The sequence below is a fragment of the Streptomyces sp. NBC_01304 genome (genome assembly GCF_035975855.1).
Taxonomy (GTDB): domain Bacteria; phylum Actinomycetota; class Actinomycetes; order Streptomycetales; family Streptomycetaceae; genus Streptomyces.
Genome location: NZ_CP109055.1, coordinates 5,854,091 through 5,876,099, shown reverse-complemented (window position 1 = coordinate 5,876,099; position 22,009 = coordinate 5,854,091). Strand labels below are relative to the sequence as shown.

Sequence of the window (22,009 nt, the reverse complement as noted above, 5' to 3'; positions counted from 1 at the left end):
GCTGCGTGTGCATGTCGCTGTGACGGGCGAGGTGGGGGTTTTGGTTCCGCTCTTGCTTCAGGGCCGGTCGCTAGCCCATCAGCGGCAGCAGCTCCGCCAGGTCCGCCCGCTCGCCGCTGGCGCTGACCTGCGCCTCGTTCAGCGCCGCCGTCCAGTCCGTACGTCCCGTCGCTAGCCGGATCCACGTCAGCGGGTCGGTCTCCACGACGTTCGGCGGCGTACCGCGGGTGTGCCGGGGGCCCTCGATGCACTGCACGACGGCGTACGGCGGAATCCGTACCTCCGTCGACGCCCCCGGCGCCTTCACCGCGAGCGCGTCGGCGAGCAGCCGGGTGCAGGCGGCCAGGGCCTGTCGGTCGTACGGGACGTCCAGGCCCGGCACCGCGGCGTTCAAGTCGTCGGTGTGGACGATGAGTTCGACGGTACGGGTGACCAGGAAGTCCCCGAGGGTCATGCCCCCGAACCGGCTCGGCACCAGGCGGGCGTCCGGGGCGCCGGGCAGCAGCTCCGCGATCCCGGCGGCCACCCGCGCGAACTGCTCGGCGGGCTCGCCCTCCTCCGCCAGCTCCTTCACGTCCTCGTCGACCTGTGCGGCCGCGCTCCGCGTCGCGAACGGCCAGTCCAGGAGCGGGACTTCGTGCTTCGTCGGCTCGGGCAGGCCGAGATAGCGCTGCACGGTGCCGAGCACCATCGCCAGATGTGCCGCGAGCTCCCGCACGGTCCAGTCGCCGAGCCGGGTGGGCAGGGCGAGCTGCTCGGGGGTGAGCCGCTCGACCGCTTCTCGTACGTTCCCGAACTGGGCGAGCACGGCGGCGCGGGTCTTGGCGGAGTCGTAGGTACGCAGTCGCTTCTTGGCCGGGGGCATGTCCGTGAGCCTAGGCCAGCTCGCTCGCGACCGGCACCGTGAACTGCTCTCCGTTGCGCGGGACTCCCACACCGCGCCAGCTGAAGGGGACACCGCGTGCGCTGTTCAGGTCCGGGCCGTCCATCAGCTGGAAGTGGACGTGCGGCTCGGTGGAGTTGCCGGAGTTGCCGCAGCGGGCGAGCTCCTGGCCCGCGGCCACCTTGTCGCCCGCCCGTACGGCGAGGGAGCCGCGCTGGACGTGTGCGTACACGGCGTACGTCCCCTCACCGAGGTCGAGCACGATGTGGTTGCCGACGACACGGCGGGCTCCGCCCAGGGTTCGGCCGATGGCCTCGATCAGCATCAAGTAGACGTATCCGGCAAGGGAGTTGCGGCTGAGGTGGTCACGCTGGCTGTCCTCCGCGTGTACGACGGTGGCATCGGCGACGGCGAGCAGCGGCGCCCCGAAGGCGGGGAAGGCGTGGTTGCCCAGGGCGATGGGCCAGAGCCGGGCGAAGGCGGGCCGCGACTTGTCCGTGGGCTCGGCCACGATGTCGATGGCGTAGGTCTGCCCGAGGCCGTGCGTACCGTGGCTCGGCACCTTGTCGGCCGGGCTGTTCACGGCGGACCAGCGGCCGGTGACGGGTGGGGCGATCTCCACGGGGCTCGGGCGATCGGCCGCCATCTCCCTGCTGCGGGACCTGCTCCGCGCGAGGGCGATCACCATCACTGCGACGATCGGGAGCCAGCCCACCCAGTACGGGTACGGCAGGTCCACGAAGGACCCGGCGATCACCTGGCCGATGACGTACAGCACCAGCAGGTACTGGAGCCGTGCGGCGAACTTGCGTGGACGTACGGACATGGTCGCTCCCCCGTGATCGATGGTCTACGGCTGGGCGGCGGACAGCATCACAAGCAGCGGGACCACACGCCCCGCCGGCACCTCGTACCGTCCACGCCCCGTGGTGTGCAGCCAGCCCGCGCCGGTCAGTTGGCGCAGGTGGTGGTAGATCTGGCCGGTCGTGCCGGTCTCCTCCAGCTCGGCCAGTGAGGCGGCCGTGCGGCGCCCGCCGAGGATCTCGCGCAGCAGACGGAGGCGTACGGGATGACCGAGCGCGGCGAAGGAGTCGGCCGTCTCCGACCAGTCGCGGTCGAACAGGTCGTCGGCCAGCGCGCCGGTCTGCCACTCGTACCGCTCCCCGGTCGGGAGTCGTACGGCACCCGTGTACAGGACACCGCCATCGGCCGCCTGCAACCCCGCGAGCTGGGCCTTCAGCCCTTCGAGCGCCCAGAAGTCACCCTCGGCCACCGCCGGCGCGGGGCGCTCGACGCCCTCCAACTCGGCCATGCGGCGCTCGAGTTCGGCGACCCGCTGCTCCAAATCCATGCCGCCAGATTACGTAGTTACGTAATTCCGTGCAAGAGGGCAACGGAAAAGCCCCCGCCTGCCGGGCGGGGGCTTCCGTACTACGGATACGGCAAGCGGGTCAGGCGAACAGACCCGGCACCGTCTCCTCGTGCGCGGTACGCAGCTCGCTCAGCGGGATGCCGAACTCGCCCTGCACCTCGACCTCTTCGCCGTCGATGACGCCGATCCGCGTGACCGGAAGGCCGCGCGCCCCGCACATGTCGGTGAAGCGCAGCTCCTCGCTCCTCGGTACGGCGACGACCGCGCGGCCCGCCGACTCCGAGAAGAGGAAGGTGAACGCGTCCAGGCCGTCCGGGACGACGAGCCGCGCACCCTTGCCACCGCGCAGGCACGACTCGACGACCGCCTGGACGAGCCCGCCGTCCGACAGGTCGTGCGCCGCGTCGATCATGCCGTCGCGGGAGGCGGAGATCAGGATCTCGGCGAGCAGCTTCTCGCGCTCCAGGTCGACCTTCGGCGGCAGCCCGCCGAGGTGGTCGTGCACGACCTGCGACCAGGCCGAACCGCCGAACTCCTCGCTGGTCTCGCCCAGGAGGTAGAGCAGCTGCCCCTCCTCGGCGAAGGCCATCGGGGTGCGGCGGGCGACGTCGTCGATCACGCCGAGCACCGAGACGACCGGCGTCGGGTGGATCGCGGCCTCACCGGTCTGGTTGTAGAGCGATACGTTGCCGCCGGTGACCGGGGTGCCCATGAGCTGGCAGGCGTCGGCGAGGCCACGGGTGGTCTCGGCGAACTGCCACATGACGTCCGGGTCTTCGGGCGAACCGAAGTTCAGGCAGTCCGAGACCGCGAGGGGCTTGGCACCCGTCGCGGCGACATTGCGGTACGCCTCGGCGAGGGCCAACTGGGCGCCCGCGTACGGGTCGAGCTTCGAGTACCGGCCGTTGCCGTCGTTGGCGAGGGCGACCCCGAGGCCGGACTCCTCGTCGATGCGGACCATGCCGGAGTCCTCGGGCTGGGCGAGGATCGTGTTGCCCTGCACGAAGCGGTCGTACTGGTCGGTGACCCATGCCTTGGAGGCCTGGTTCGGCGAGGCGACGAGCGCCAGGACCTGCTCACGCAGTTCCTCCGAAGTCGCGGGCCGCGCCAACTTGTTGGCGTCGTCCGCCTGCAGGGCGTCCTGCCAGGAGGGGCGGGCGTACGGGCGCTCGTAGACCGGGCCGTCGTGGGCGACGGTGCGCGGGTCGAGGTCGACGATCTGCTCGCCGTGCCAGAAGATCTCGAGCCGGTCCCCGTCGGTCACCTCACCGACGACGGTGGCGATGACGTCCCACTTCTCGCAGATCGCGAGGAACGCGTCGACCTTGCCCGGCTCGACGACCGCGCACATGCGTTCCTGCGACTCGCTCATGAGGATTTCCTCGGGAGTGAGCGTGGAGTCGCGCAGCGGTACGTCGTCCAGCTCGACGCGCATGCCGCCCGAGCCGTTGGACGCCAACTCGCTGGTGGCGCAGGAGAGTCCGGCGGCGCCCAGGTCCTGGATGCCGACGACGAGCTTGGCCGCGAAGGCCTCCAGGGTGCACTCGATGAGGAGCTTCTCCTGGAAGGGGTCGCCGACCTGGACGGCCGGGCGCTTCGACGGCTTGGCGTCGTCGAAGGTCTCGCTCGCCAGGATGGAGGCGCCACCGATGCCGTCGCCGCCCGTGCGGGCGCCGTACAGGATGACCTTGTTGCCGGGCCCGGACGCCTTCGCGAGGTGGATGTCCTCGTGCCGCATGACGCCGATGGCACCGGCGTTGACCAGCGGGTTGCCCTGGTAGCAGGCGTCGAAGACGAGCTCGCCGCCGATGTTCGGCAGGCCCAGGCAGTTGCCGTAGCCGCCGATGCCCGCGACGACTCCGGGGAGCACGCGCTTGGTGTCGGGGTGGTTCGCGTCGCCCATCCGCAGCGGGTCGACGACCGCGACCGGACGTGCGCCCATCGCGATGATGTCGCGCACGATGCCGCCGACGCCGGTGGCCGCGCCCTGGTAGGGCTCGACGTAGGAGGGGTGGTTGTGCGACTCGACCTTGAAGGTGACCGCGTACCCCTGGCCGACGTCCACGACGCCCGCGTTCTCACCGATGCCGACCAGCATCGCGTCGTTCTCGGGCGCCTTCTCACCGAACTGCTTGAGATGCACCTTGCTGCTCTTGTACGAGCAGTGCTCGGACCACATGACCGAGTACATGGCGAGCTCGGCGCCGGTGGGCCGGCGGCCGAGGATCTCGCGGATCCGGGCGTACTCGTCTTCCTTCAGGCCGAGTTCGGCCCAGGGCTGCTTGACGTCCGGGGTCTCGGTGGCGTGCTTGACGGTGTCGAGGCTCATCAGGCGTTGACCAGCTTCTTGAGGATCGAGGTGAAGAATCCGAGTCCGTCCGTACGTCCGGTGCCGACCAGCGGCTCGACGGCGTGCTCGGGGTGGGGCATGAGGCCGACGACGTTGCCCGCGGCGTTGGTGATGCCGGCGATGTCGCGCAGCGAGCCGTTCGGGTTCATGTCGAGGTACCGGAAGGCGACGCGGCCCTCGGCCTCCAGCTCGTCGAGCGTGTGCTCGTCGGCGACGTACCGGCCGTCCTGGTTCTTCAGCGGGACCTGGATCTCCTGGCCCTGCTCGTAGTCGACGGTCCACGCCGTCTGCGCGTTCTCGACCTTGAGCTTCTGGTCGCGGCAGATGAAGTGCAGGTGGTTGTTGCGCAGCATCGCGCCCGGCAGCAGATGGGCCTCGGTGAGGATCTGGAAGCCGTTGCAGATGCCGAGGACGGGCATGCCCGCCTTCGCCTGCTCGATGAGCGTCTCCATCACCGGCGAGAACCGGGAGATGGACCCGGCCCGCAGATAGTCGCCGTACGAGAAACCGCCCGCGAGGACGACCGCGTCGACCTGCTTGAGGTCCTTGTCGCGGTGCCACAGCGGCACCGGCTCGGCACCCGCGAGGCGGGCGGCGCGCAGCGCGTCCTGGTCGTCGAGCGTGCCGGGGAAGGTGACGACGCCGATGCGTGCGGTCACTTGGACCCTCCGGCCGTCTCTTCGACCTTCACTACGAAGTCTTCGATGACGGTGTTGGCGAGGAAGGTCTCGGCCATCTCATGGATGCGGGCGAGGGCGGCCTCGTCGACCGGGCCCTCCACCTCGAGCTCGAAACGCTTTCCCTGGCGGACGTCCGCGATGCCCTCGAACCCGAGACGCGGAAGTGCACGCTGCACCGCCTGTCCCTGCGGGTCGAGGATCTCGGGCTTGAGCATGACGTCGACTACGACGCGTGCCACGGGCACTCCCGGTGGTGTGGTGCGTGAGGAACGCTGGCGGAACGCTGGGAACGCCGCCTCGCGAAAACGGTGTCTTCAGCGTATCCGACGGAAATTTCTACGCGCATAGATTGGTAGGTTCCTCCGTGACGGCCGTCACTTTCGAACCCGCGTCAGGGATGCCGTAGATGAAAATCGCGGGAAAAACCCGAGAACTCCATTGCGCGTAGACACGCGGGAGGATTTAGTCGAGCTTCACATCGCATTGCGGTGCACTGTACAAAGGAAATCCAAACAGGCGCATTAGCCCGGAACCCCCGGACTTGTGCCGTTAAAAACAGCCGGACGGCCGGGGATCACCGCATGTCAGCGGGGATATCCGCATGAAGGGACCGATATTCGTGGCGCAGCGTGTCGTGGTCACTCTCTCTGACGACATTGACGGCGGGGAAGCATCGGAAACGATCGCCTTCGGTCTGGACGGCAAGTCGTACGAGATCGACCTCAATCAAGCCAATGCCAAGAAACTGCGCAAGGCACTTGCCCCGTACCTGACGGCGGGCCGCAAGCAGTCGAAGGCGATCGGCAAGCCCGGCAAGACCCTGAAGCACACCGCGGTGGACGCCGACCCGGCGGCGGTCCGCGCCTGGGCCCGCTCGCACAAGATGGAGGTGCCGGCCCGCGGCCGCATCCCGAAGAAGGTCTACGAGGCGTTCAACGCGGCCAACTGAGGCCGGACGGCCTTCGTCCACGGCCCTCCACGGTCGTCTTCGCGTCGTCCGAGGTCCCGCCCCCGGCAACCGACTTGCGCTGCACCCCCGACGGTCGGCTAGAGTTCGGAGCACGCCGAGGGGCGAGGCCGCAGGGCCGAACCTCACGGAGTCACGCGGGTGTAGTTCAGTAGTAGAACATCCCCCTTCCAGGGGGAAGGCGCAGTGTGCAATTCCTGTCACCCGCTCTGCACTGGTTACCGACCACGGTTGTGGATCAGGTACTCTGGTGCTCGCACCGATCGGTGAAAGCCGACCGGATGCAATGCGAACGTAGCTCAGTTGGTAGAGCGCAACCTTGCCAAGGTTGAGGTCGCGAGTTCGAACCTCGTCGTTCGCTCCATATGGCAGAAGGCCCCCGGTTCTCGCCGGGGGCCTTCTGCGTTTCCATGATTGCTTCTGACATTTGTCATGCGGGGTCATGACAGCGCGCACTGCCCACGCCCGCCCGGCGCCGGGACGCTTGATCCATGGACTCAGCACAGCACTCAGCACGGCACGTGATCGAGGTCACCGATCTGCGGCGGGTGTACACGGGGGGCTACGAGGCCGTACGCGGCATCTCGTTCCACGTCGGCCAGGGCGAGATCTTCGCGCTCCTCGGCACCAACGGCGCCGGCAAGACCTCCACCGTCGAACTCATCGAAGGCCTGGCCGCCCCCACCGCCGGCCGCATCCGCGTCCTCGGCCACGACCCGTACCGCGAGCGGGCCGCCGTACGTCCCCGGGTCGGCGTGATGCTCCAGGAGGGCGGATTCCCGACCGAGTTGAGCGTCGCCGAGACCGTCCGCATGTGGGCGGGCTGCACCAGCGGGGCCCGGCCGGTCGAGGAGGCCCTTGAGCTGGTGGGGCTGCGGGGGCGCGCCAACGTACGGGTGAAGCAGCTGTCCGGAGGGGAGAAGCGGCGCCTGGATCTGGCGCTCGCGCTGCTCGGCGGGCCCGAGGTGCTCTTCCTCGACGAGCCGACGACCGGGCTCGACGCCGAGGGACGCCAGGACACCTGGGACCTGGTGCGGGCCCTGCGCGACCAGGGCACCACCGTCCTGCTCACCACGCACTACCTGGAGGAGGCCGAATCGCTCGCCGACCGGCTCGCCATCCTCCACGAGGGCACGATCGCGGCGACCGGGACACCCGCCGAGGTGACCGCCGCGCAGCCCTCGCACATCAGCTTCGAGCTGCCCGACGGCTACTTCGTCGGCGACCTGCCGCCGCTCGCCGAGCTCGGGGTGAGCGGGCACGAGACGGCCGGGCGCGTGCTGAAGCTGCGTACGGGTGAACTCCAACGGGCGGCGACCGGGCTTCTGTTGTGGGCGCGGGACGCGGGGGTCAAGCTGCGGGGGCTCGATGTCCGGTCGGCCTCCCTCGAAGAGGCCTTCCTGCGGATCGCACGGGAGGCCAAGGCGAACGGGGCCCTTGCGGGCGAGCGTACGAAGGAGAAGGTGGCATGAGCGCGATGACTGCTGCGGTGACCGCTGGGGCGACGACTTCCGGCGGGCGGCTGCGGGCCCTCGCGCGGGCCGAGCTGACGCTGCTCGGGCGGGCCAAGGGGGTGCTCTTCACCGCGCTGGTCGTGCCGCTGGTGCTGCCGTTCAGCGTGTACGAATCGACGAAGGGTTCGGTGCAGAAGGACTCCGGGCTGGCGATGGGCGAGATGATCGTGCCCGCCGCGATCGGGTTCTCGCTGCTCTTCGCCATCTACACGGCGCTGGTCAACATCTTCGTCGTACGCCGTGAGGAGCTGGTCTTCAAGCGGCTGCGCACCGGTGAGCTGCGGGATCAGGAGATCCTCGCGGGGGCCGCGCTGCCGTCCGTGTGCATCGGGGTCGCGCAGTGCGTCCTCGTGCCGGTGGCCGCCACGGTGCTGCTCGGCCTCGGGGCGCCGAAGGCCGTCCATCTGGCGGTCCTGGGGCTCGTGTTGGGCGTGGTCCTGATGGTCGCGCTTGCCGCGGTCACGGCCGGGTTCAGCCGGAGCGCGGAGAGTGCGCAGGTGATGAGCCTGCCGCTGATGTTCCTGTCGATGATCGCTTCGGGGATCAGCGTGCCCCTTGAGGTCTTCCCGGACAAGCTCGCCTCCGTCCTGGAGCTCCTTCCCCTCTCGCCGGCGATGGCGCTGGTGCGCGGTGGCTGGACCGGAGAGCTCTCGGCGTACGACGCGCTCGGGGCCGTGCTGACGGCGCTGGCCTGGATCGTGATCGCGGTGTTTGCTGTACGGCGTTGGTTCCGGTGGGAACCGCGTCGGTGAGGAAAGGGGCAGGGCCGTGCTGAGCCGGATACGCGGGTGGCAGCGGCGGGTCTGGGGCGAGCGCAGTCATCTGGAGCGGGTGGAGATCCAGCACCGGGCCGCCGTGCAGTTCATGCACTGGTTCTTCTATCTGTCCTGGCTCGTGATGCCGATCGTGGACGTCGAGCGCAAGCCGCTGCCGCTGGTGCTCGCCGGTGCGCTCGTCGTGGTGGGCGGGGCCCAGTGCCTGGCCACTCAGCGGATCGTGCCGCGGGCCATCGACCACTATCTGGGCCGGTCCGAACTGCCGGCGCGGGCGCTGCTGCCTCTGGTGACGCTCACGGTGGCCGCCGTGGCCCTGATCCTCGGGCTGCAACTGGCCGGCGGCACGAAGCACGGCTTCATCGCCTTCCTCACCCTGTTCGCCGTGGTCCCGCTGTCCCTCGCGTACTCACTGCTGATACCGGTACGCGCCTTCCTGCGCCGGCACCTGTGGATCGCGGCCGCCATCACGGCCTCCTTCGCGGCCGTCGGGGTCTGGGACCTGAGCCTGCTCGCCATCGCCGGAGTGACGTACGCCGGCCCGCTCCTCTCGCTCGCGAGCGTGCGCTGCGGCGCCTGGAGCCTCGGCGTGATGCTGCAGGCCGAGCAGAACCGCGACGCCCAGGCCCGCCTCGCCGTCGCCGAGGAGCGGCTGCGGTTCGGGCGGGATCTGCACGACGTGATGGGCCGCAATCTCGCCGTCATCGCCCTCAAGAGCGAGCTCGCCGTGCAGCTGACGCGGCGCGGGCGGCCCGAGGCGGTGGACCAGATGATCGAGGTGCAGCGCATCGCGCAGGAGTCCCAGCGCGAGGTGCGCGAGGTGGTCCGCGGCTATCGCGAGGCGGGGCTCGAGGCCGAACTGGCCGGGGCGCAGGGCGTGCTGACCGCCGCCGGGATCGACTGCCGGGTCACCGGCGCCGAGGCGGCCGAGGGACTGCCGCCCGCCGTGCATGCGGCGCTCGGCTGGGTGGTGCGGGAGGCGGCGACCAATGTGCTGCGGCACGGCGATCCCCGGCGCTGCGAGATCGCGCTGACCGTCACGGCGGACGGGGCCCGGCTCCTCGTCGAGAACGACGGGGCACCGGACGAGGCGCGGCCGGGTGGGTCGGGCCTCGCGGGGCTGCGGGAGCGGCTCGCGGTGCTGCGGGGGACGCTGGAGGCGGGGCCGGCCGGGGACGCGCGGTTCCGGCTGCTCGCCGAGGTGCCGCTGCCTCCTCATCGACGTACGACCGAATCCACCGCACGCACCCCCCGCACCTCCGAGAAGCACGAGGTCACCCAGTGACAGCCGTACGGGTTCTGCTTGCCGACGACGAACACCTCATCCGGGGCGCGCTCGCCGCCCTGCTCGCGCTCGAGGACGATCTGACGGTCGTCGCGCAGGCCGCCTCCGGCCCCGAGGCGCTCGCCATGGCGCGGGCGCACCGGCCCGATGTGGCCGTGCTCGATCTTCAGATGCCCGGCGCCGACGGTGTGAGTGTGGCCACATCGCTGCGGGCCGAACTGCCCGCCTGCCGGACCATGATCGTGACGAGTCATGGGCGTCCCGGGCATCTCAAGCGGGCGCTTGAGGCGGGGGTGCGGGGCTTTGTCCCCAAGACCGTGAGCGCCCAGCGGCTCGCCGAGATCATTCGCGCGGTGCATGCCGGAAACCGTTATGTGGACCCGGAGTTGGCGGCGGACGCGATCTCGGCCGGCGACTCCCCGCTCACCGCGCGTGAGGCCGAAGTCCTGGAGCTCGCGGCCGACGGGGCGCCGGTCACGGAGATCGCGGAGCGGGCCGCGCTCTCGCCGGGCACGGTCCGCAACTATCTCTCCTCGGCCGTCTCGAAGCTCGGCGTCGAGAACCGGCACGCAGCGGTGCGTCACGCACGCTCGCGGGGTTGGCTATAGTAGAGACGCACCACGACGCGTTGTGGCGCATGCGAACGTAGCTCAGTTGGTAGAGCGCAACCTTGCCAAGGTTGAGGTCGCGAGTTCGAACCTCGTCGTTCGCTCCACATGCAGAAGGCCCCCGGTTTCGACCGGGGGCCTTCTGCGTTGCGGTGCTAGGACCAGTGGGAGCCGGTCAGGAGCTCGTACGCCTCCAGGTACTTGGCGCGCGTACGCTCCACGACCTCCGGCGGCAGCGGCGGGGGCGGCTGCTCGCTCGTGCGGTCCCAGCCGGAGGCCGGTGAGGTCAGCCAGTCGCGTACGTACTGCTTGTCGAACGACGGCTGGGCGCGGCCCGGCTGCCAGGTGTCGACCGGCCAGAAGCGCGAGGAGTCCGGGGTCAACACCTCGTCGGCGATGATGAGTTGATCGCCCTCGAAGCCGAACTCGAACTTGGTGTCCGCGAGGATGATGCCGCGATCGCGCGCGATGTCCCGGGCCCGGCCGTAGACGGCGAGGGTGGCCTGGCGCAGCTGGGCGGCGGTGTCGGCGCCGACCTGGCGGGCGACTTCCTCGTAGCTGACGTTCTCGTCGTGCTCGCCGACCGCGGCCTTGGTGGCCGGGGTGAAGATCGGGGCGGGCAGCTCGGAGCCGTTCTCCAGGCCCTCGGGGAGGGCGAGCCCGCAGACCGTACGGGAGTCGTCGTACTCGACGAGCCCGGAGCCGGTCAGATATCCACGAGCGACGCACTCCACGGGGACCATCTGCAGCGACTTGCAGATCAGGGTCCGCCCTTCCCAGTCCTTGGGCGCCCCTGACGGCAGCTCGGTCGACAGGACGTGGTTGGGCATGAGGTCGGCGAGCTGGTCGAACCACCACAGCGAGAGCTGGGTGAGGACGCGGCCCTTGTCCGGGATCTCGCTGGGCAGCACCCAGTCGTACGCGGACATGCGGTCGCTGGCGACCATCACGAGCTCGCCCGCCTCGTTCTGGTACAGCTCGCGCACCTTGCCGGTGTGGAGGTGTGTCAGCCCCGAAACCTGGACCGGCTCAGGCTTTTCTACGAATCCGGACACGGTGCCTCCCGGTAGTTCTGGCCAATGCATCGATTCTCCCGCACGCGGAGGGATGCTCCGGTCAGCCATGTGGGGGGAAACGGGCAGGCAAATCGGGGCATTGAGGGCGCATTCCTGACCCTTTTCCCCCACATAGCCTCGGCTTCCCTGCTTCCGGCCCCCGGCTGCCCGCCTCCCGGCTCCCGGCTGCCCGCCTCCCGGCCCCTGGCTCCCCGCCTCCCGGCTCCCCGCCTCCCCGGCCCTCGGCCCCGCCCCCGGCCCCCCGGCTCCCCGCCCTCGGCCCCAGCCCCCAGCCAGCCCCCCGCTCAGTCCCGCTTACAGATCCGATCCAGCAGGTTGGCCGTCGCGCGCTGGACGCGAGCGTCCACGTGTCCGGGCCGGTCCAGTGCCGGGGACCAGGCGAAGGTGCCGGAGGCGAAGACGAGTGCGCCGGACGGGGCGCGGTAGAGCGAGGTCTCCTGGTGGCGCAGCGCGCCCTCGCCGTCCCGGTAGGGGGAGTGCGCGAGCAGGATGCGCCCCTGGTGCTCGGGGAGCGCCGTCCGCGGGAAGTAGCGGTCGGCCTCGCCGGCCACCAGGCCGTCCAGCTCGTCGCCCTCGTGGGCGCCGGTCGCGTCCCAGAGCCAGTGCTCCGCGTTCCGTACGACGAGGGGGTGCGGCTCGGGGACGCGGCCCGCGTACTGGATGCCGAGGAGCTGCTGCTCGGGGTGGTCGATCTCGCGCCACAGGGCGGGCTTGCCGGGGGCGCGCCGCTTGCGGCAGGTCAGGAGGCGGTCGGGGACCCCGGAGGGGGACGGGCTCAACTCCACCTGCCAGTACATGGTGTTGGCGGAGAGGAAGACGAGGGAGGTGCCCTGCTCCTTGGCCAGCTCGGCGGTGCGGCGCATGGGGATCGACCAGTACTCGTCGTGGCCGGGGAAGACCAGGCCGCGGTAGCGGGAGGGGTCGATGCGGCCGGCGTGCAGGTCGCGGGTGTCGGCGTACGCGATGTCGTAGCCGTACCGCTCGGCCCAGCGGATGAAGTCGTAGGCGTGGCCGACGTGCAGGGGCAGGCCTGCGCCCGCGTACGGGCGGTCGAAGGAGACCGTCGTCGCCGCGTCGCTCTCGCCGAGGAGGCGGCCCGTCTCGTCCCAGGCGTGGTAGAGGCTGGCGCCCGTACGGCCGTCCTCCGGGTAGAGGTTGTACGCCTGCCACGTCACGTCGGGCATGAGCAGGAGCAGGTCCGCGGGGTGGTCGTCGCGGATCGTGAAGGGGATGTGGGAGCGGTAGCCGTCGGCGGTCGTGAGGACCGCCACGTACGCGCCGATGCTCCAGTAGCTCGGGATCTGCAGCCGCCAGGACAGCCACCAGTGGTGGCAGGAGACCGTACGGTCCGCGGTGAGCGGGGGTGGCTGGACGATGCCGGAGAGGCGGGGGCTGGTGGTGATCTTCGAGGCGCCGTCGCCCGCGTAGTGCCCGATCCGGTAGATGTCGACGCTGAACTCCTGGGGCGGGTCGACCGTGATGTGGAAGTCGATCGCCTCGCCGGGGGCGGCCGCGCCGGTGGACGTGAAGCCCTTGATCTGGCGGCGTACGTCGTCCGCGGTGCGGGGGCCGGTGATGGAGCGGGGCGACGGAATCCTTGCCCCTGGCCCGCCCGGCCCGCCCTGAGCGCCTGCGGCTCCCGGGTCGCCCGGGATCTGGGCGCCGGGGGCCGGGGCGTGGTCGAGGTACCAGGGGACGACCTGGCCGGTGTCGTCGAAGTAGTGCTCGCTGCCGCGCAGCCAGGGGAGCGGGCCCTGGCCGAAGGGGTCGGTCACGGCATGCGCCAGTGCGCCCGACTCCCAGCGCCGAATCTGCTGCTCCGCGCCCATGCCGCGTCCCCTCCCTCGAACTCCCCCGAGCCCTCTGTGCTGTTCGTATGGCGTCCGTGTGCTGTCTGCGTGCTGCATATGTGCCGGCGTCCGGGCCGACTACGGTCCCAGCACATCACATAACGCACGCAGTCCGTCACCGTTCGTCGCGAATTGGCGAGAGCGGAACAACGGCCTCCGGGTGCGGCCCGGTTGGGCTCGTCCTGCCGGGAGCCGGTTGCTCCGGGTGCCGGTTGCGCCCGGAGTGGGTTGCTCCGGGCGCCGGTCAGACCAGCCGGACCGGCTTCTCCGGGCGTACGCCGGCCTCGACGAGCCAGCCGCGCAGGGGCGCCGGGTCGCCGTCCTCGACCAGGCTCAGGACGCGGGGGGCCAGGTCCGTGGCGCGCTCGCCGTCGAGCAGGAGGGCGGGGCCGTCCAGCCAGTCCAGGCCGGGGGTGGCGCCTGCCGTGTCGACCGCGGCGCAGCAGACCATCGCCGTGACGTGGTCGGTGAGCAACTCACGGCCGGTGCGCGGGGGTTGGAGCGGGAAGAGCGGGAGCAGGCCGTCGTCCCACAGGGCGTCGTCCGGGCCGAGGCCCGGCGGCGTCGGGGGTGGGGCCGCGGCTTCCTCGCGGGCGAGCTCGGCGGTGATGTGGGCGGCCAGCGCCTCGGTCTGCTCCGGGGCGCGCGGGACGTCCTCCTCGTCGGGGAAGAGGTTCGCCTCGTCCGGCGCCACGGAGGGGGCGGGGAGGGTCGGCTCGGGGGGCTTGCCCTCGAAGGCCTTGCCTTCGGGGGTCTCGTCTTCGGGCGTCCCGCCCTCGAAGGGCTTGCTTTCTGAGAGCTCGCCCTCGGAGAGCTCGCCCTCGGAGAGCTTGTCGGAGGCGTGACCGGCCGGGGCCGTCAGGTGGTCCAGGACCCGCTCCAGGGTCGGGGCCTCGGGGTCGGTGTCCTCGGGGCGGCGCACGCCCAGGTCGCTCAGGGCGCGGTGCAGGCGGGCCGCGTCCGCGCGCCATTTGCGGTCGACGACCTCCTCCGGGTACTCCTGCCAGCCGACCGGGGACCAGTCGGGCCCTGCCTCGGCGGGGCCGCCGTGGAAGAGGCGGGCGGCGAGCAGCGAGGCGGCCTCGTCGATCGTGCCGGGCTCTTCCAGGAGGTCGCAGGCGGGGCGCTCGCCCAGGCGGGAGGTGAAGCCCTCGGCCAGGCGGTCGCGGCGGGAGAGTTCGGTGAGTGCGGCGACCACGCCCGCGTCCAGGCGGGAGGGCCAGCGGCCCATGCGCCAGGCGGGCAGCGCGACCCGGGTGAGCAGGCGGTCCCAGCCCGCATAGGCCAGGCCGACCTGCTCCTGGGCGACGATCCGCAGGCCGTAGTCCACGGCCTGGGCGCGCTCGGCGGCGGCGGCCGCGACGCCGCGCTCCATCTCGGCGGCATGACCCCGGCAGGCGCGAAGGAGGAAACGGGTGACCCAGCCGACGCCCGCCAGAACCACCCTCGGCAGCGGGCCGCGGCCCGGCTTGGCGGAGTCGGCGACCGCGGCGTCGAGGCCGCGGACGAAGCGGCGGGCCGCCGCTATGTCGGGGTGCGCGGAGGGGCCCGTACCGGCGACGACCGGGGCGAGGACCGCGCGCAGCTCGGCGACGCGCATCCACCACAGGAAGGGGGAGCCGATCACGAGCACGGGGGCGACGGGGGCTGCGGGGTCGCCCTCGCTCTGCAGGGAAAGAGGCGGGCGGGGCGGGCCGTGCGCCGGGTGGGTGCGGTCCTCCAGCCAGCTGTCGCAGTCCGGGGTGAGCGCTATGGCCGAGGGCGCGGGCACTTCGAGGCGGTCCGCGAGGTCGCGCACCAGGCGGTACAGGTCCGGGGCGGAGGACTCGGCGATCGGGACCGTCGGGCTCACGGCCGGTCTGGCCCGGGCCACCACCAGCGCGATGCCGGCCGCCGCGAGCAGCACGAGCAGCGCCGCCACGGTGAGGATCCACCGCGCGATGTCCCAACTGCCGCCGCCGATACGGCCGGTGGCGCCGCCCACGAGCAGCACCACGGCGACCGCTGCCGGCAGCAGCGCGACCGCGAGAGCCCTGCTGCGGACGCGCAGCACGGCAAGCGCCCGGGAGCGCGCGGCCTGTGCGCCCGCCTCACCACCCATGCCGGTTCCGGACACGCCGGACGTCACCCCCTCTGCCCTATGAGAGTCCCCTGCCCCATGACAGGTTGTCCCTCTCCTGCGACGGCTTTGCTCACTCCCCCACTGTGGCACCCGCCACCGACATCGCAATGCCGGTGGTCTGTTTGGCTCTGAGTGCCGGAACGCTTTGCGCCGCACCCTAGTTGGGGCCTCGCGGTCCGTCAGCCGGATGGGCCAGCGGTCACTCGATGGAATGGCTTTGGGTAAAGGTGGCTGACGATCAGGGCCCGGATCAGGCGTCAGATCCGGGCCCTGGGTGGTTGGTCCGGATGGGACTTTCTCCCCCGGGCCGTCGTGGCGGCGTCAGGAGGCGGCTGCCGCCTTTGCGGCGATGTCCGTCCTGTGCTGCGAACCGTCGAGCCGGATCCGGGCGACGGCGGCGTACGCGCGCTCGCGGGCCTGGGTCAGATCGGTGCCCGTCGCGGTCACCGAGAGCACCCGGCCGCCCGCGCTGACGATCGCGTCCCCGTCCTGCTTTGTGCCCGCATGCAGGACGTACGCGTACGGAGCGTCCTGTTCCGCCACCTCGTCCAGGCCCTCGATCGGGTCGCCGGTGCGCGGGGTCCCAGGGTAGTTGTGCGAGGCGATGACGACCGTGACGGCCGCGTCTTCGCGCCAGCGGAGCGGGGGCTCGGTGTCGAGCGTGCCATTGGCCGAATTGAGCAGGACGCTCGCGAGGGGTGTCTGCAGACGGGCCAGGACCACCTGGGTCTCCGGATCGCCGAAGCGGGCGTTGAACTCGATCACGCGGACGCCGCGGCTGGTGATCGCGAGGCCCGCGTAGAGGAGGCCGGAGAAGGGCGTGCCGCGGCGGCGGAGCTCGTCGACGGTCGGCTGGAGGACGGTCTCCATGACCTCGTCGACCAGCTTCGGGTCGGCCCACGGGAGCGGGGAGTACGCGCCCATGCCGCCGGTGTTCGGGCCCTCGTCGCCGTCCAGGGCGCGCTTGAAGTCCTGGGCGGGGGGGAGCGGGAGGACGGTGACGCCGTCGGTGATCGCGAAGAGGGAGACCTCGGGGCCGTCCAGGAACTCCTCGATGACCACGCGGTCGCAGGCGTTGGCGTGGGTGCGGGCGGCCTCGATGTCGTCGGTGACGACGACGCCCTTACCGGCGGCGAGGCCGTCGTCCTTCACCACGTACGGGGCGCCGAAGGCGTCGAGTGCCTCGTCGACCTCTTCGGGGGTCGTGCAGACGTAGGAGCGGGCTGTCGGGACGCCCGCCGCCGCCATCACGTCCTTGGCGAAGGCCTTCGAGCCCTCCAACTGGGCGGCCTCCCCGGACGGGCCGAAGCAGGGGATGCCCGCTGCCCGTACGGCATCGGCGACCCCGGCGACCAGGGGGGCCTCGGGGCCCACGACGACCAGGTCGGCGCCGAGGTCCGTGGCGAGCGCGGCGACGGCTGCGCCGTCGAGGGCGTCGACCGGGTGCAGCTCGGCCAGCTCTGCGATGCCGGCGTTGCCGGGGGCGCAGTGCAGTTCGCTGACGTCGGGGTCGAGGGAGAGGGAGCGGCACAGGGCGTGTTCGCGGGCGCCGGTTCCAATGACGAGGGCCTTCACGCGGTCAGCCTAGCTGGTGCGTTTGCACCAGCCGTTCGGGTGCGGGGTTGTGGGTTCCTCCCACCCGGCCTGGTGGTGGGGCTCCGGCTCGTTTAGGTCGCGGGGGCGCTGCCCCCGGGCCCCCGGTCCTCGCCGGACGGGGTGTCTTTTGCCCCTCCCCGCCCCTTCCCGTAAGGCTGCCGCCGGCTTTCGGGGTGGGGGTGGGTGGGAAATCATCCGTCACTGATGTCCTCAAACGCCGGACGGGCTGATTCATCGAGGCCGCGCTCGATGAATCAGCCCGTCCGGCGTTTGAGGCCCGCGGCGGAGCCGCAAATGTCACTGTCGGGAAGGGGCGGGGTGGGGAAACGAACCGCCTATTCGTTCGTGTACTCCTCGATCACCGTCGCGCCCAGCTCCCGGGCGATCAGGTCGTGGCCGGACAGGGCGGACTCGTCCAGGTCGGGGTCGTCGTCCTCCGGGGTGTCGTCCTCGAGGGAGACCGGAGGGGGTTCCGGGGCGCGGCGCGGGGGCTCGGGGGCCGGGGCCTGCTGGGCAGGGGCGGGCTGCGGGGCCGGTGCGGGGGCCGGGCGCATGGGGGCCGGTGCGGGGACCGGGGAGCCGCCGAAGTTGGTCGCCGCCGGCGGGGGGCTCGCGCCGCCCGACGGGTCGATGATCGCCTCGATCTTCCACTGGACGTTGAACAACTCGCCCAGGGCCTGCTTGAGGACGTCCTCGCTGCCGCTGCTCGTGAAGTTGTCCCGGGCGCCCGCGTTGATGAAGCCGAGTTGCAGGGTCTGGCCGTCGAAGCCTGCCACCTGGGCGTTCTGGCTGAGCAGGATCCAGGTGAAGCGGCGGCGGTTCTTGACCGCCTCCAGGATGTTCGGCCAGAGGGCGCGGGCGTCCAGGCCGCCTGCTGCGGATCCCATGGGCTGGGCCGGCGCAGCTGCGGGTGCGGACGCCGGTGCGGACGGGGGCGGGGAGGCCGCCGGCCTGCCGGTGCCGGCCGAGGCCGCCGTGGGCCAGCCGCCGGGGCGCGGCGCCTCGGGTGCGGACTGCTCCGTGCCGCCGCCGGGCTGGGCCGACGAGGGCCAGCCGCCGGGGCGGCGTCCCTGCTCGGCGGGCGCGTCCTGCGGGGCGGACGCGCCGGGCCAGGCACCCGGGCGCTGGCCGCCCGAGCCGCCGCCGTCGGCAGGCGCTGCCGCCGGTGCGTCCGGCGCTTGAGCAGGCTGCGGTGCCTGCGGTGTCTGCGCAGGCTGTGTCGGCTGGGGGGCCTGAGGCGTCTGGGCGACCTGGGGTGCGGGCTGCGTCTGCTGCGGGGCCGGCGGAGCAGCCGGAGCCGGGGTCCCGCCCCCTCGCACCGCCGCCCGAGCCGCCGCCGCCCCGCCCCCGGCGACCGGAGCCGGAGCCGGAGCCGCAGCCGCAGCCGCGTGCGGGTCCGGGCCGGGGACGTACCCCATCGCGGGGCCCTGTCCGCTCGGCACGAAGTTGCCGCCGCGCTCCAGGCGGTCCAGGCGGGCAAGGACCGCGCGCTCGTCGTCGTACGCCGCCGGAAGCAGTACGCGGGCGCAGATCAGCTCGAGCTGGAGGCGGGGCGAGGTGGCGCCGCGCATCTCGGTCAGGCCCTGGTTCACCAGGTCGGCGGCCCTGCTGAGCTCGGCCGCCCCGAACACACCGGCCTGTGCCTGCATCCGCTCGACGACGTCCGAAGGGGCGTCGATCAGCCCCTTCTCCGCGGCGTCCGGCACCGCGGCGAGGATCACCAGGTCGCGCAGCCGCTCCAGGAGGTCGGCCACGAAGCGGCGCGGGTCGTGGCCGCCCTCGATGACGCGGTCGATGATCTCGAAGGCGGCGGCACCGTCCCCGGCCGCGAAGGCGTCGACCACCGTGTCGAGCAGCGAGCTGTCGGTGTAGCCGAGGAGGGCGGTCGCCATGGCGTATGTCACACCCTCGGACGTCGCTCCGGCGAGGAGCTGGTCCATGACCGACATCGAGTCACGGACGGAGCCCGCACCCGCGCGTACGACCAGCGGAAGCACGCCGTCCGCGACCGGGATGTCCTCCTTGCCGCACACCTCGCCCAGATAGTCGCGCAGCGTGCCGGGCGGGACGAGGCGGAACGGGTAGTGGTGCGTACGCGAGCGGATCGTGCCGATGACCTTCTCGGGCTCGGTCGTCGCGAAGATGAACTTGAGGTGCTCCGGGGGCTCTTCGACCACCTTCAGGAGGGCGTTGAAGCCCGCCGAGGTGACCATGTGGGCCTCGTCGATGATGTAGATCTTGTACCGGCTGGAGGCCGGGCCGAAGAAGGCCTTCTCGCGCAGGTCGCGCGCGTCGTCCACACCGCCGTGCGAAGCCGCGTCGATCTCGATGACGTCGATCGAGCCCGGGCCGCTGCGCGCCAGGTCCTGGCAGGACTGGCAGGTGCCGCAGGGGGTGGGAGTGGGACCTTGCTCACAGTTGAGACAGCGGGCGAGGATGCGCGCGCTCGTCGTCTTGCCGCAGCCGCGCGGGCCACTGAACAGGTAGGCATGGTTGACCCGGTTGTTCCGCAGCGCCTGCTGCAGCGGGTCGGTTACATGCTCCTGCCCGATGACCTCGGCGAACGACTCCGGGCGATAACGGCGGTACAGCGCAAGGGACGACACGTATACGAGGTTATCGGTGCCCACTGACAACCAGTTCCGCGTCCGGACTTCTCACGGCTCGGAACGAGGCTCGGAGCAAGGCCCCCGGGAACGCAAGCGCCCCCCACGCACCCGCCAGAGCCAACCTACCCTTGCTGCCTTCCGGCCCTGGGGGAGTTCAGTCAGATAGCGCCACGTGAGGGGCTGCGCCCAGCGTACCCGATGGCGGGGGCCCGGATCGAACTCGGGTCCCACCCGGCCGAAGGCGGCGGGAACGGGTTCGCGAGCACTCCTCAACGTCTTGTATTGTTTGCCGCGGAGGATTCGCCTAGTGGCCTAGGGCGCACGCTTGGAAAGCGTGTTGGGGGCAACCCCTCACGAGTTCGAATCTCGTATCCTCCGCCAGTGCCTCACCGGGCACTAACGTCGAAGGCCCTGACCCGCTTCTTGCTGGTCAGGGCCTTCGACGTTGTCCGGCCTGAGTTGGCACGGTCGGGCCTCGCGAACTACATCGCGGCAGGCCCTTCGTGATCTTCCGTCTCAGTTTCCGTCTCAGTTGGGGTCTGTGGAGCCTTGATCCGCGCCGTTTTCACTGCACTGACCGACTGCTTCGGCGGCACCCCAGACGGCATCACCGATCTGCTTGGCGACCTTCTTCAGCATGGGGCCGGTGACGTGTTGATAGCGGGCGCGCATCCGGGCTGAGCCTCCGGGCTCCCATCCCATGATGGCGTCCACGATCACGTCGGGGACCCCGAGCAGGAGGAGGACTGTCCCGGCGGTGTGGCGCGCATCGTGGAGGCGACCATCGCGGACGCCAGCGGCCCCCAAGAGGTCCTTCCAGTCGTGGTAGTCGGTGTTGGGGATCAGAGGCTCACCGGTCTTCTTCGCGAAGAGGTACCCCTTGTCCTCCCACAACTCCCCCGCTTCCTGACGCTCCCGCTCCTGCTCCTCTCTGTGCTTGCGGAGCAACTTGATGAGCGGGTCTGGGAGCCCGATGGTCCTGCGCCCTGCTCGGGACTTGGTGCTCTTGGTCTCCCTGCGGACCTGTCTGCGCTCCCTGCAGTACCCGGCTTTCCGCCCGCAGGTGTCTCCGCATCCGTGCTCGTACTTCGGGCGCAGGCGGTTCTTCCGCGTGCGGAGGTACCCGGCATCGAGGTCGACGTCTTCCCACTTGAGCCCAAGCGCTTCGCCTTGGCGCAGCCCAAGGGCGAGGGCGATGACCCACCGAGCGCTGTTGCGGAGCTTCGCAGCCTCCACCAGCAAGCGCTGAATCTCCTCGATCGTGTACGGCTCGATGTCGTCCTCTTCGAGCCTAGGAGCCCTGGCGATCTCGGCGACGTTCCTCGTGATGTGCCCGCGCCGGACCGCTTCACCAAGCGCCACACGGATCGTGCGGTGAGCGTGATGGGCTGTCCCGGCAGCACTGCCGTTCTTCTGCATGCGCTCGTAGAACTCTTCAAGGTGCTCCGGCTCAAGCCGTTCCAGCTTGTGCGCTCCGAGCCCGGGGACGAGGTGGACGCGAACATCCACCTCGTAGCCGTCGTAACTGTTCTCGCTGACGTACTTCTTGGCGATGTTCTCCACCCAGTGCTCAAGCCACTTCTTGACCGTCCACTTTTGCCCGGCCTTCCGTACCTTCCCGGCGTCGCGCTGCCGCTCAAGTTCCCGGACCGCATCGGCCACCTCGTCTTCGGTCTTGCGCTCGACATGCCGGCGGTCCGCCTTGCCGTCAGGACGTACGCCGACCGTGACGCGGCCGTGCCACTTCCCGTCCTTGCCGAAGTAGATGCTGGATGCGCCGTTGGGCTGCCGTGTGCGCTTCTTCTGCTTCTCTGCCTTCGGGTCCTTCCCGGGCTCTTCCTTGTCTTCCATGGGCTTCCTTTCAGGCGGCGGTCACGGCGCGGTTGGCTTGGCGGAGACGAGTGACGTACTCGTGGACGGCCTCGGGAGGCACGCGACGCAGGCGACCGACGGGAACCGACTCAAGCTCTCCCGAGCCGATGAGGCGGTAGCAGAGCGTTCGGCCGATGCGGAGGCGGCGGGCAGCTTCCTCCACGGTGAGCAGGGCCACCGTGGGGTCTTCAGAACTGTGCGATGCGAGGTTCATTGGGGAGTGCCTCCGTGTGGGGTTGTGACGCGGGGGCGTTGCGAGGTTGGGCCTTCTCAGGGCCCGTGTGTGTCCGAGGTTCGGATTTCTGCGTCACCGCGTCACGTGCGTCATTTACGCCGTTGACCTGCGGGGATGCGTGACGGAGTGAGATGGGGGTGCGTCACTGCCGCGTCACCTGTGTCATTGGGGCGTGACGCAGGTGACGCAGGGGTGACGCAGCCGGTCGGTTCTGCGT

18 protein-coding genes, 4 tRNA genes and 1 other RNA gene are annotated in these 22,009 nt (G+C 70.9%); 9 read left to right on the top strand and 14 right to left on the bottom strand.

Annotation, left to right across the window (positions count from 1 at the left end; translation table 11 throughout):
- Positions 1 to 70: 70 nt before the first annotated feature.
- The 6 genes from OG430_RS26140 to purS all read right to left on the bottom strand — a co-directional run bounded on the left by OG430_RS26140 (position 71) and on the right by purS (position 5,524).
- On the bottom strand, positions 71 to 865 hold the full coding sequence (locus tag OG430_RS26140) for a maleylpyruvate isomerase family mycothiol-dependent enzyme (protein WP_327355035.1): 795 nt from the start codon (positions 863 to 865) through the stop codon (positions 71 to 73).
- Between the two features lie 10 nt (positions 866 to 875).
- The gene (locus OG430_RS26135) at positions 876 to 1,709 is read right to left on the bottom strand and encodes a M23 family metallopeptidase (RefSeq protein ID WP_327355034.1); all 834 of its coding nucleotides are present in this window, start codon (positions 1,707 to 1,709) and stop codon (positions 876 to 878) included.
- Positions 1,710 to 1,733: 24 nt separating this feature from the next.
- The gene (locus OG430_RS26130) at positions 1,734 to 2,234 is read right to left on the bottom strand and encodes an ArsR/SmtB family transcription factor (protein WP_327355033.1); all 501 of its coding nucleotides are present in this window, start codon (positions 2,232 to 2,234) and stop codon (positions 1,734 to 1,736) included.
- Between the two features lie 100 nt (positions 2,235 to 2,334).
- The gene (gene purL / locus OG430_RS26125; RefSeq protein ID WP_327355032.1) at positions 2,335 to 4,584 is read right to left on the bottom strand and encodes a phosphoribosylformylglycinamidine synthase subunit PurL; all 2,250 of its coding nucleotides are present in this window, start codon (positions 4,582 to 4,584) and stop codon (positions 2,335 to 2,337) included.
- Entirely contained in the window at positions 4,584 to 5,264 is a 681-nt protein-coding gene (purQ, locus tag OG430_RS26120; protein WP_327355031.1) for a phosphoribosylformylglycinamidine synthase subunit PurQ, read from the bottom strand. Before purQ ends, purL begins: the two co-directional genes overlap by 1 nt.
- Complete coding sequence (gene purS, locus OG430_RS26115; RefSeq protein ID WP_327355030.1) at positions 5,261 to 5,524, bottom strand: phosphoribosylformylglycinamidine synthase subunit PurS; 264 nt, start codon at positions 5,522 to 5,524, stop codon at positions 5,261 to 5,263. Before purS ends, purQ begins: the two co-directional genes overlap by 4 nt.
- A 380-nt stretch (positions 5,525 to 5,904) precedes the next feature.
- Between purS and OG430_RS26110 the strand changes: the two genes are divergently transcribed.
- The 8 genes from OG430_RS26110 (at position 5,905) to OG430_RS26075 (ending at position 10,539) form a co-directional block, all read left to right on the top strand.
- Positions 5,905 to 6,234: a histone-like nucleoid-structuring protein Lsr2 gene (locus OG430_RS26110; RefSeq protein ID WP_327359227.1), complete on the top strand. Its 330-nt coding sequence runs from the start codon at positions 5,905 to 5,907 to the stop codon at positions 6,232 to 6,234.
- Positions 6,235 to 6,389: 155 nt separating this feature from the next.
- Positions 6,390 to 6,461, top strand: a tRNA-Gly gene (locus tag OG430_RS26105).
- A gap of 79 nt (positions 6,462 to 6,540) precedes the next feature.
- Positions 6,541 to 6,616 (top strand) — tRNA-Gly (locus OG430_RS26100).
- 127 nt (positions 6,617 to 6,743) lie between these two features.
- The gene (locus tag OG430_RS26095) at positions 6,744 to 7,724 is read left to right on the top strand and encodes an ABC transporter ATP-binding protein (RefSeq protein ID WP_327355029.1); all 981 of its coding nucleotides are present in this window, start codon (positions 6,744 to 6,746) and stop codon (positions 7,722 to 7,724) included.
- 5 nt (positions 7,725 to 7,729) lie between these two features.
- Positions 7,730 to 8,518 (top strand): ABC transporter permease, encoded by a 789-nt coding sequence (locus OG430_RS26090; RefSeq protein WP_327359226.1) that lies wholly within the window; start codon positions 7,730 to 7,732, stop codon positions 8,516 to 8,518.
- Positions 8,519 to 8,534: 16 nt separating this feature from the next.
- Complete coding sequence (locus OG430_RS26085; RefSeq protein WP_327355028.1) at positions 8,535 to 9,824, top strand: sensor histidine kinase; 1,290 nt, start codon at positions 8,535 to 8,537, stop codon at positions 9,822 to 9,824.
- Positions 9,821 to 10,432 (top strand): response regulator transcription factor, encoded by a 612-nt coding sequence (locus tag OG430_RS26080; protein ID WP_327355027.1) that lies wholly within the window; start codon positions 9,821 to 9,823, stop codon positions 10,430 to 10,432. The genes OG430_RS26085 and OG430_RS26080 overlap by 4 nt, the downstream gene beginning before the upstream one ends.
- Before the next feature lie 31 nt (positions 10,433 to 10,463).
- A tRNA-Gly gene (locus tag OG430_RS26075) sits at positions 10,464 to 10,539 on the top strand.
- Between the two features lie 48 nt (positions 10,540 to 10,587).
- On the opposite strand, the gene OG430_RS26070 is transcribed toward OG430_RS26075, so the two are convergent.
- The 6 genes from OG430_RS26070 to ffs all read right to left on the bottom strand — a co-directional run bounded on the left by OG430_RS26070 (position 10,588) and on the right by ffs (position 19,870).
- Complete coding sequence (locus OG430_RS26070; RefSeq protein ID WP_327355026.1) at positions 10,588 to 11,487, bottom strand: phosphoribosylaminoimidazolesuccinocarboxamide synthase; 900 nt, start codon at positions 11,485 to 11,487, stop codon at positions 10,588 to 10,590.
- A gap of 305 nt (positions 11,488 to 11,792) precedes the next feature.
- Positions 11,793 to 13,337, bottom strand: coding sequence for a N,N-dimethylformamidase beta subunit family domain-containing protein (locus tag OG430_RS26065; RefSeq protein WP_327355025.1), 1,545 nt, complete (start codon positions 13,335 to 13,337; stop codon positions 11,793 to 11,795).
- Between the two features lie 265 nt (positions 13,338 to 13,602).
- Complete coding sequence (locus OG430_RS26060) at positions 13,603 to 15,459, bottom strand: hypothetical protein (protein ID WP_327359225.1); 1,857 nt, start codon at positions 15,457 to 15,459, stop codon at positions 13,603 to 13,605.
- A 342-nt stretch (positions 15,460 to 15,801) separates the two neighbouring features.
- Positions 15,802 to 17,055 (bottom strand): phosphoribosylamine--glycine ligase, encoded by a 1,254-nt coding sequence (gene purD, locus OG430_RS26055; protein WP_327355024.1) that lies wholly within the window; start codon positions 17,053 to 17,055, stop codon positions 15,802 to 15,804.
- Between the two features lie 356 nt (positions 17,056 to 17,411).
- Positions 17,412 to 19,682: a DNA polymerase III subunit gamma and tau gene (locus tag OG430_RS26050; RefSeq protein WP_327355023.1), complete on the bottom strand. Its 2,271-nt coding sequence runs from the start codon at positions 19,680 to 19,682 to the stop codon at positions 17,412 to 17,414.
- Between the two features lie 89 nt (positions 19,683 to 19,771).
- Positions 19,772 to 19,870, bottom strand: an RNA gene (ffs, locus tag OG430_RS26045) — signal recognition particle sRNA small type.
- A 108-nt stretch (positions 19,871 to 19,978) separates the two neighbouring features.
- Between ffs and OG430_RS26040 the strand changes: the two genes are divergently transcribed.
- A tRNA-Ser gene (locus tag OG430_RS26040) sits at positions 19,979 to 20,066 on the top strand.
- Between the two features lie 147 nt (positions 20,067 to 20,213).
- On the opposite strand, the gene OG430_RS26035 is transcribed toward OG430_RS26040, so the two are convergent.
- Together OG430_RS26035 and OG430_RS26030 are read right to left on the bottom strand one after the other, a co-directional pair.
- Positions 20,214 to 21,536: a tyrosine-type recombinase/integrase gene (locus OG430_RS26035; RefSeq protein ID WP_327355022.1), complete on the bottom strand. Its 1,323-nt coding sequence runs from the start codon at positions 21,534 to 21,536 to the stop codon at positions 20,214 to 20,216.
- Positions 21,537 to 21,546: 10 nt separating this feature from the next.
- Complete coding sequence (locus OG430_RS26030; RefSeq protein WP_327355021.1) at positions 21,547 to 21,771, bottom strand: excisionase family DNA-binding protein; 225 nt, start codon at positions 21,769 to 21,771, stop codon at positions 21,547 to 21,549.
- Positions 21,772 to 22,009 lie beyond the last annotated feature (238 nt).

Bases quoted from the DNA above. Each gene is read 5' to 3' on its own strand.
- OG430_RS26140 (WP_327355035.1), bottom strand. From the start codon at position 865: ATGCCCCCGGCCAAGAAGCGACTGCGTACCTACGACTCCGCCAAGACC.
- OG430_RS26135 (WP_327355034.1), bottom strand. From the start codon at position 1,709: ATGTCCGTACGTCCACGCAAGTTCGCCGCACGGCTCCAGTACCTGCTG.
- OG430_RS26130 (WP_327355033.1), bottom strand. From the start codon at position 2,234: ATGGATTTGGAGCAGCGGGTCGCCGAACTCGAGCGCCGCATGGCCGAG.
- purL (WP_327355032.1), bottom strand. From the start codon at position 4,584: ATGAGCCTCGACACCGTCAAGCACGCCACCGAGACCCCGGACGTCAAG.
- OG430_RS26095 (WP_327355029.1), top strand. From the start codon at position 6,744: ATGGACTCAGCACAGCACTCAGCACGGCACGTGATCGAGGTCACCGAT.
- OG430_RS26090 (WP_327359226.1), top strand. From the start codon at position 7,730: ATGACTGCTGCGGTGACCGCTGGGGCGACGACTTCCGGCGGGCGGCTG.
- OG430_RS26065 (WP_327355025.1), bottom strand. From the start codon at position 13,337: ATGGGCGCGGAGCAGCAGATTCGGCGCTGGGAGTCGGGCGCACTGGCG.
- OG430_RS26060 (WP_327359225.1), bottom strand. From the start codon at position 15,459: ATGGGTGGTGAGGCGGGCGCACAGGCCGCGCGCTCCCGGGCGCTTGCC.
- OG430_RS26035 (WP_327355022.1), bottom strand. From the start codon at position 21,536: ATGGAAGACAAGGAAGAGCCCGGGAAGGACCCGAAGGCAGAGAAGCAG.
- OG430_RS26030 (WP_327355021.1), bottom strand. From the start codon at position 21,771: ATGAACCTCGCATCGCACAGTTCTGAAGACCCCACGGTGGCCCTGCTC.